General features: G+C 58.9%; 6 protein-coding genes. 4 read left to right on the top strand and 2 right to left on the bottom strand.

Translation table 11 applies throughout. The features are described from left to right. Both ACH2EH_RS20090 and galB read left to right on the top strand, forming a co-directional pair. Positions 1–1,409: serine hydrolase (locus ACH2EH_RS20090; RefSeq protein ID WP_395144486.1), on the top strand; the 1,409-nt coding region annotated here is incomplete at its 5' end. Positions 1,410–1,571: 162 nt separating this feature from the next. Next, complete coding sequence (gene galB, locus ACH2EH_RS20085; RefSeq protein ID WP_395144484.1) at positions 1,572–3,953, top strand: beta-galactosidase GalB; 2,382 nt, start codon at positions 1,572–1,574, stop codon at positions 3,951–3,953. Positions 3,954–4,089: 136 nt separating this feature from the next. Here the strand turns inward: galB and ACH2EH_RS20080 are convergent, their stop codons facing one another. Continuing rightward, positions 4,090–6,033 carry a DUF6785 family protein gene (locus tag ACH2EH_RS20080; RefSeq protein ID WP_395144482.1) on the bottom strand — a complete coding sequence of 648 codons (1,944 nt, stop codon included), beginning with the start codon at positions 6,031–6,033 and terminating at the stop codon, positions 4,090–4,092. Between the two features lie 27 nt (positions 6,034–6,060). Beyond that, positions 6,061–6,399 carry a hypothetical protein gene (locus tag ACH2EH_RS20075; RefSeq protein WP_395144481.1) on the bottom strand — a complete coding sequence of 113 codons (339 nt, stop codon included), beginning with the start codon at positions 6,397–6,399 and terminating at the stop codon, positions 6,061–6,063. Positions 6,400–6,523: 124 nt separating this feature from the next. Between ACH2EH_RS20075 and ACH2EH_RS20070 the strand changes: the two genes are divergently transcribed. Beyond that, positions 6,524–8,413 (top strand): putative bifunctional diguanylate cyclase/phosphodiesterase, encoded by a 1,890-nt coding sequence (locus ACH2EH_RS20070; RefSeq protein ID WP_395144479.1) that lies wholly within the window; start codon positions 6,524–6,526, stop codon positions 8,411–8,413. Positions 8,414–8,426: 13 nt separating this feature from the next. After that, entirely contained in the window at positions 8,427–8,867 is a 441-nt protein-coding gene (locus ACH2EH_RS20065; protein ID WP_395144477.1) for a DUF2721 domain-containing protein, read from the top strand. Positions 8,868–9,190 lie beyond the last annotated feature (323 nt).

Below are 9,190 nucleotides of genomic sequence, written 5' to 3'. Positions count from 1 at the left end.
GGATGACGCGCAGCACGCTCTCGGTTAAGAAAGCTCTCGCCGACAAGGACCACGCCACGGGCTACGATCCCGCCACTCAGAAAGCGCTTGCCTGGCGCGAGATTGCGGCCACCGCTCCCGCTGGTGCGATCAACTCCTCTGTGACGGATATGGCAAAGTGGGTGGAGGCACTATTGCAAGATGCCAAGCCACTTCTGAGCACCGAGAGCTACGCTGCGATGACAAAGCAGCAGATGGCAATGAGCCCGACAATAGGCTACGGCTACGGCTGGATGCTCCATAAGTGGAAGGGGATCTCCACTGTCGAGCATGGCGGCAACATAGACGGCTTCAACGCCGAAGTTGCGTTCGTCCCAGAAAAAAAATGGGGACTTGTTATGCTCAGCAATGTCAGTCAGAGCCCGATGGCCAGTGAAATTCAAGAGATTGTCTGGCGCAACTTAAGCGGCGAAAATCTGGAGGCGAAGAAGCCCGCAACATCGGGTACCGTCAAGCCAGCCGCGCCGCCTGTGCCCACCCAAGACGAAGCCGGGAGCTACGTGAGCACCACGCCCGCGATGGCAATGAAAATGACATTTGAGAAAGATCATCTGGTGCTCAACGTCCCCGGCCAGCCGCCGTATGCCCTGCAGCACGTCGGAGGCCGCGTCTACCGGCTTGCGCCGCCACTGCCCGAAGGATTCAAGGCGACTTTCGGTGAGAAAGGCATGACCTGGGAGCAGCCGGGTGCGAAGATCACCCTTGTAAAAGAAAAAGCCACGACCTACGCCGCACCACTCACCGTGGATGAGCTTCTTGCTAAGATGCTGGAGGCAGCAGGGGGAAAAGCGGCCTGGAGCAAGCACAAGAGCCGCGTAGACACCCTCACGGTGGACTTTGAAAACCAGGGCATGCAGGCCACTGGCGAGGGCTACCAGAGCCAGGGCAGGCAAGCGCAGCGGCTGAATGTCACCGCGATTGGCAAGAAAATCGGCTGGATAGCGACGGGCTACGATGGAAAGGCTACCTGGATAAGCTTCAGCTTTTTGCCCCCGCAGCCCACCCAAAACAGCGAGCGCTCCCGCGCGGAGGCCGATCTGGCGATGGGACTCTTGGAGCCTAAAACACTCTTTGAGAAATTTGCGATTACCGGGACGGAAAAAGTGGAAGGTGAGGAGTGCTACGTACTTGTCAAGACCACCAAGTCCGGCGAGCGCATGACCGAGTATGTCTCCACCAAGAGCTTTTTCGTGCTGCGCCGCGACACCGGCACTCCCGAGTTCTACTCCGACTTTCGAGAGAGCGGTGGCGTGATCGTGCCACATAGAAGCATCCAGAAGAACCCCAGCATGGGCAATATTGTCACCGTTATCCAGAGCACCCGCTGGGACGTGCCCGTGGATAGCAAAGTGTTCGCCGCGCCCAAATAACCGCCGGTTGAAATCGGCATCTTCAGTGGCTTCGTTCCTTAGCCGCAAAGCCCGTGCCGGGCTACAAATCTCCCCAGCCCGGAACGGGCTTCGCAGCCGAAGGCTACTGCAGCCGCCCAATTTATTGGGCGGATAAAACGCGGGGCGGCGTATAATGTCTTCATGAATCGTCTTTCTTTTGACCGAGGCTGGAAGTTCGCGCGTTTTGGGTTGATGCCTGAGGGAGGCTCACGGCCTGAGCCGGAGGGCATGGAGAAGCCGGGTTTTGAGGATGGCACATGGCGGACGCTGGACTTGCCACACGACTGGGGGATTGAGGGGCCATTTCGAGGGGATCTGCCCAACGAGACGGGGAAGCTCCCCTGGGCGGGGATCGGCTGGTATCGCAAAGTGCTGCCGCAACAGGCGTCTGGGAAGCGTGTTTACTTAGACTTCGACGGCGCGATGAGCCACCCTAAGGTCTATGTGAACGGCATCCTTGCGGGCGAGTGGGCCTATGGCTATGCCAGTTTTCGGGTAGATCTCACGCCGTACTTAGCCCGTACGGGCACAAATTTGATTGCGGTGCGTCTCGATAACCCGCCCGACTCATCGCGCTGGTACCCCGGCGGGGGACTCTACCGCCACGTCTGGCTGGTGACGGGAAACGCGGTGCATCTCGCCCATAACGGAGTCTTTGTCCATACGACCGATGTCACGAGCGAGCGTGCCACGGTAGCGATTGCGGCGACACTGGAGGGGGAGACGGCGGGCGCAACCGTACGCCACGAGATTCTGTGGAAGGGCAAAGGAATAGCTCAGGCAGAAGGGCTGAAGGTGAGTATCACGCTCCCTCGTCCCCAGCTTTGGAGCGTGGCGACGCCGAGTTTGTACACACTTAAGACCACGGTGTGGGTGGGTGGCAAGCTCGTGGATAGCCAAAATACTGTTTTTGGGGTTCGTAGCGTGGTCTGGGATGCGGCGAAAGGGGTGCTGATAAACGGCCAGCGTGTCACGCTTAATGGCGTCTGCAACCACCATGACCTAGGGCTTCTGGGCGGCGCGGTGCACGAGCGTGCGATCGAGCGCCAGCTCGAAATTCTCAAGGAAATGGGCTGTAATGCCATTCGCACCAGCCACAATCCGCCCGCACCCGAGCTACTGGATGCCTGTGATCGCATGGGGTTTCTGGTCATTGACGAAGCGTTTGACTGCTGGCGGCGCGGTAAGAAACCTAACGACTATCACTTGGATTTTGATGCCTGGCACGAGCGCGATATTGTGAGTTTCGTTCACCGCGACCGGAATCATCCGTGTGTCATTGCCTGGAGCAGTGGCAACGAGATTCCCGAGCAGGGCAACGCCGCCGGGGCTGCTCTCTCCCGCGAGCTCACGGCGCTCTTTCACCGCGAAGACCCCACGCGTCTGGTCTCAGCGGGCTGTAACAATGCAAATGCGGGCAGTAATGGCTTCTCGGAGACCGTGGATCTCTTTGGCTACAACTACAAGCCCCAGCTCTACGGTGCATTTCGTGCTCGGTATCCGCGCCAGCCGCTCTTTGGTAGCGAGACCAGCTCGTGTGTGAGCAGCTACGGTGAGTACTTCTTCCCCGTGGAGCAAGACAAGAGCAAGGGTTTTTATAACTTCCAGGTTAGCTCCTATGACCTTTACGCTCCGCCCTGGGCAATGAAGCCGGATACCGAGTGGGAGGGTCTTGATAAGAACCCGAGCGTTGCGGGTGAGTTTGTCTGGACAGGCTTTGACTATCTGGGCGAGCCGACTCCCTACAACTCGGATCGTAGCAACGCCCTCAACTTCTCCGACCCCAAGGAGCGGGAGAAAGCGATGGCGCTCTTTGAGAAGCTAGGTAATCACTCGCCATCGCGCAGCTCGTACTTTGGGATTGTGGACTTGTGTGGCTTCAAGAAAGATCGTTTCTATCTCTACCAAGCCCGCTGGCGGCCTGAGCTGCCCATGGCGCACTTGCTGCCACACTGGAGCTGGCCGGGCCGTGATGGTCAAGTTACCCCGGTGCATCTCTACACCAGTGGCGATGAGGCCGAGCTGTTTCTCAACGGCAAGTCACTGGGCCGTAAGAAACGCGCTCCACTCACCTACCGACTGGTCTGGGACGATGTGCTCTATGTGCCGGGCGAGCTCAAGGCCGTTGCCTATAAAAACGGCAAGCACTGGGCCGAGGCCCTCCAGCGTACCACCGGCTCCGCCGTTGCCTTAAAGCTCGACGCGGACCGAAAGACACTGGTGGGTGGCCATGACCTGAGCTTTGTGACAGTGAAAATTGTGGATGCAAAGGGCGAGCAAGTGCCCAGCGCGGATCACCTGATCCACTTCACGCTCACGGGCTCCGCCGCCATGCTCGCCGCCGTGGGCAATGGCGATGCCACCAACCCGCGAAGCTTTCAGACCGACGAGTACCCTGCGTTCCACGGCCTCGCACTTGCCATCCTCCGCGCCAAGCACGACACAAAAGGTGAGGTGATTTTGCGTGCTGAGGCAGCGGGCCTCAAGACTGCCGAAGTACGGGTGCGGGTAGCCGCCCAATAAATTGGACGTCTGCAATGGCACTGCGTGCCGCAAAGCCTGTTCCAGGCTGAGGAGATAAACTCGGTAGCCCGGCACGGGCTTTGCGGCACGCAGTGCCATTGCAGACGCCGGTTTCAACCGGCGGATGACGGGACGATTAATGCGGGAAGACCATGTACATCTGGTAGCCGGTGAGCATCCCGAAGATTCCCCAGAGGGTTGGGATGACGTAGTCGCCGAGAATGAGGCCCAGAAAAAACGGGAGCAGCTTGCGGTAGCCCCCGATCCCGGCGTAGCGCAGCGTGATGGCTTTTAGTACCCAGGCGATGAGAAACGGGCACCACATGTACTCCATCGTGTTGGTCATTCCCACGGCGTAGCCCAGTGGATGTAGCGGGAAGCCATTCACACGCTGCCGGATCACGGAGATCACAAGGGCTACCAGTGCGCCAAAGCCCGTTCCCAGCACGCCGGGAACATCTGCGAGGGTGGGGGAGACGAGAAGTGAGACAGCCTGGCGGGCGGGGCCTGTTGCGCCGTTCTGAAGCGCGGGGCGCACTTTTGCCGTTGCGGCACCGTAGGTGTAGTAGATATCCAGGTGCGCCCAGAACGCCGCCAGTGTGCCGACGATTATCGCGAAGAGTAGCGGTTTGAGCAGCGCACGCGGCGAGATCCCGCCGCCTTGGGCCATCTTTAGCGCCTCGGCGGAGTGGGGCATGGGGTTGTCGCGCATGTCGTTCATCCAGCTTGTGTAGCCGATGAGGAGGGTTGCCTCTTTGCCCGAGAGATGATTCTGCCCGAAAGTATCCGCGACAAACTGGCCGTTGCCCCACATCGGTGCCCACGCCCAGCCCGCCCCCGCCTCGCTCACAATACGCGCCAGCGTGATGGCGCAGCAGGTGTAGATCAGCACGTAGGTCAGCGACTGCCAGAAGCTCGCTCCGGCTGCCGTCAGAAAGAGCGTCATAAAGAGCAGGCCGCCCAGGCCGCCCAGAAGCGCCAGACGCGCTGACATTAATTCCTCGTGCGTGTCATCAGCGACGGGTTTTTCGAGCGCTTCAATCGCTTTTTTTAGCGGCTTGCGAGCCATCCAGAGCGAGAAGAGCGCGATCCCGGCAAAGGCCCCGAGTCCTTGCTCTTTAATAAAGGGCATCCGGTTGGTCGGGCCGCCGCCTCCACTCTCGGAGAGCCCCAGCCAGGCACTGCTGACGATCATGGCTTTCTGTACCAGATACATGCTCCAGCACGAGAAATTGACCTCCAGGGAGAGCAGATAGGCGATCCCAATAATGGAGGGATAGAATGCTAGTGTGAAGCGGCCCACCGTGTTCCAGGGACGCTCCGTGAGTAGCGGGCCGATCTCATTGAAGCCCATCCCCGGCTTGAGCGGAATACTCGGCACCGAGGGGTACAGAAAGTTCAGGTAGTTGACACTCTCCAGTAGTCCGGCTATCACCACACCGGCCCAGAAGAGCGGGCTCTTGAAGATTGGGGCGCGTCCGCCGTTCTGCGTGATCTCCAGCGGGAGCAGCACCAGAGGAAATGTCAGGCGCTCTTCCTCGATCCACTGCTTGCGAAAAAGTGACATCGCGCAAAGAAGCGTCCAGAACACGGCGATAATAAACGCGCTCCAGGCCAGCACGGGCACCACCCAGCCCTTGAGATTCGCGGGTGTCCAGAGCGTGGTGTTGCCCCGGAAGAAACCATTGAGAACATCCGGATCGCGAGGGACGAGCCACTCGGGGATATTGGGCCAGATGTAGTCTTTAAACTTACTGCCGCCCGTGGCATAGTTCTCGTAGAAAGGTGCGGGGATTTGATTTATCAGAATCTGCACAAAGCCGTAGCCTGCCACGCAGGTGCCCACACAGAGCATGGCGTAGAGGATGATCAGCTCTTTCTGACTCAGCGCCCACTTTTTAGCGAACTTCAAAAATCCCAAATTTACGCACACTAGTGCGAAGAGCATGACCAGCGGCCCCCGCTGAAGCGCCGTTTGTGTCCAGAGGAGTGCCTGCGTTACCACGTAAGCGTAGGTGCCAAAGTAGGCGTTGACGAGCAGAAGTAAAAAACCTAAGCCGTAAAGAACCGTCTTTCGCATGGGCTCTTATTGTAGCCCGAAATGTGTTTATTGCGGCTCGGTTTGCGAATCGCGCTCTTGTGAGGCGATCTGAAGACTCTGTGCGATGTCGCGGAGGGCGCGGGAGGCCGCTTCTTCTTCGTCGGTGGCTTGCTTAAGCTGAAGGACACTCTCACCCGTGCGCTCGTGACGGGAGCGGATAAGCGCCATCTGTAGATCGGCGGCACCACAGGCAAGGGCGTAGCGAAAGACCGCCTGGCGCAGGAGCTGGTTCTCGGCTTTGAGGGCATCCAGTTGCTGGCGTTCGGTGAAATGCGAGCGCAGCGCTGCGACATCTTGTCGCAGCCGCTCCGCTTCCCGCTCAAGTTCGACTAGTCTTTCTTCCATCGTACAATTACTAATTAGTTATGCCGCAGTTACCGACAATCTTGTACTACGGGAATTACCAGTTTCTGGTACAATTTGCTACTAGTTTATTGATTGCTTATTTATGCTGCCACGACGATTCCAATTGGACCATCAGCTTCGCTTTACCTCCATTGAGGGAGAGGCAGGTGTCGCACGTCTGGGTGAGAGCCTCCGCTCGGTCTGTAGCGCTCCCGTCTGGGAGGCGATCCACGATGGACTCCGGCATGCACTGACCACGCGCGCGACTTTTTCCTATGAGGCTGAGCTTCCTGAGCTGGGACGTCAGGTGATTGAGATCGTGCCGGATGTGGCCGGAATTACCGTCTCCATTCAGCCCAAAGTGGTCTTTTCCTCCGGCAATGCCGATGAATTTTTTCAGCAATCAACAGAGATGCTCTGTCTGCTGGAGATTTTCTCGGGCACCCTGGTACGGGTAAACCCTGCCTGGCAAAAAGCACTGGGCTACACACAACAAAGCCTCGATGGTCGCAAGCTCTTTGAGCTGATCCCCGATGAGGATCGTCTTGAGGTCACTGCGGCGCTGGCGCAGGTGTCACAAGGCTCCATCGCACGCTTTGGGTGCCGGTTTCTCGCAGCCTCGGGGGAGTTTCATTATCTGCAGTGGAGTATCGCACCCGGCAAAGAGGGGGGACTTGTCTATGCCGCCGCGCGGGATATCACTCAGACACGTGCGGTCGAGCTGGAGATCCGTCGCCAGACCCACCGTGATGCCCTCACCGATCTGCTGAACCGCAAGGCGATCGAGGAGGCAATACTCAGGATGCTCACGTCGGGCGCACACGGTGCATTCGGCGTTCTGGAGCTGGCCCTAGATCGCTTCAAGTGGGTCAATGAAGCGCTGGGCCAGGATGGCGGCGACCAGGCACTTCTGATCATTGCACGGCGGCTGGGGGCAGCACTTCGCGCCGAGGACGTGATCGGGCGGCTGGAGGGTGATGTTTTTGTCGCATTGCTGCCGGGGGTCGCGACGGAAGCCGATGTCAACTCGGTGGCGCAGAAGGTTCTTGAGGCGGTACAGACACCGTTCTCACTACGAGGCATTGATATTCGTCTGACCGCCTGTATCGGGATGGTCATCGCTCCTTTTCATGGCACCGACCCGAAGACCTTGTTAGAGCGCGCTGATACGGCGATGTACCAGGCCAAGAAGGCATCGCGTGGCCATGTGACACTCTGGCGCGATGGAATGACCCTCAGTGGGATCGAGCGTCTGGCGCTGGAATCTCGCCTGTCGCAAGCCGTGGATCGGGGCGAGATGCTCCTGCACTACCAGCCGCAGGTGGCGGCGGGCACAGGGCAGCTCGTGGGGTATGAGGCACTGGCACGCTGGAACCACCAGCAGCTAGGCATGATCCCGCCCGATACTTTCATTCCCATGGCCGAAGACTCCGGTCTGATTGTCCCGCTAGGTCACTGGGTGATGCGCGAGGCTTTTGGGCAGGCCGCGCGCTGGCAGCAGGTCCTCTCTGGGCTGGGAGTTTCGGTCAACCTTTCGGGACGGCAGCTTGCTCAGCCTCAGCTGACTGATCAGATCAAAGAGCTACTCGCCGCTTCCCGTGCGAACCCGGAGCACATGGACTTAGAGATCACGGAGACGGATCTCATGCAGCAAGACGAAGCCCAGGTCAAAGACGTTCTTTTTCGGATTAAGGACATGGGGCTCCAGCTCTCCGTGGACGATTTCGGGATGGGCTACACCAACTTCGGACGGCTTGCCAAGCTCCCGGTGGATCGCATCAAGATTGACCGCAGTTTTGTCACTAATATCTGTGAAAACGCTGCCGACGAAGCCGTGGTGAAGGCGATGGTGGATATCTCGCGAACGCTCGGGATGAAGGTGGTCGCTGAGGGAGTCGAGACCCTGGAGCAGTTCGATAAACTCACCGCCATGGGCTGCGACATCATCCAAGGCTATCTGTTTGGTAAACCGTCCCTGCCCTTGGACGTCCCGCGTCTGCTCACGGCCCGCTGAGCCTCTGCTCTTTATGGACATCTCCCTCACCACACCCGCGCTGCTCTTTCCCGCCGTCTCATTGATCCTGCTGGCGTACACGAATCGCTTTCTGGCACTCGCCGCACTCACCCGTAGTCTGCACGAGCGCTGGGGCGAGACCCACGACCCCAAAATCCCGCCCCAAATTGAAAATCTGCGCTACCGGGTGCGCCTGATCCGCCGCATGCAGAGCCTGGGAGTCAGCGCGATTCTACTCTGTGTGGTGGCGATGTTCTGCCTCTTCGAGAACTGGCTCCGCGCGGGCGCGTGGGTCTTTGGCGCAAGCCTCATCACCCTCAGCCTCTCGCTCACTGTCTCGCTCCACGAGATTCAGCTCTCCGGTCGCGCCTTAGACATGCAGCTCGCCGACATGGAAGCCACCCAGCCCGCCAGCGTCTCGTCCCGGAAAGTCGGATCTGGGGAAGCGATGTAGTCCACCATCCGCTCGAAGCCGCACTCGTCGTAGGTGCGCTCAAAGACGAGTTGGAGGTCTATTTCAACGCTTGTTGTGAATTGGTGTGGTTTGACACGAGGGATTAAAATCCCTCGCTGCGGGTCTGCTCCGCCGATGTCCTTCGGACAAGAGAAGCGATCCTTCGGACAAGAGAGCGGGCGGACAAGAGAAGGCGTTTGCCTGCCTCATTCGTCCGTTTTGCTTTCGGTTTTCCCGTCCGGAGGACGCGCCGAAGGCGTTTGTAGCGAGGGATTTTAATCCCTCGAACGGTGACGGCGCAGCGAAAACGTAATTCACAACAA

The sequence above is a fragment of the Armatimonas sp. genome, assembly GCF_043760365.1.
Classification (GTDB): domain Bacteria; phylum Armatimonadota; class Armatimonadia; order Armatimonadales; family Armatimonadaceae; genus Armatimonas.
The sequence above is the reverse complement of the archived record's forward strand: the minus strand, read 5'-3'. Positions and strand labels throughout refer to the sequence as shown.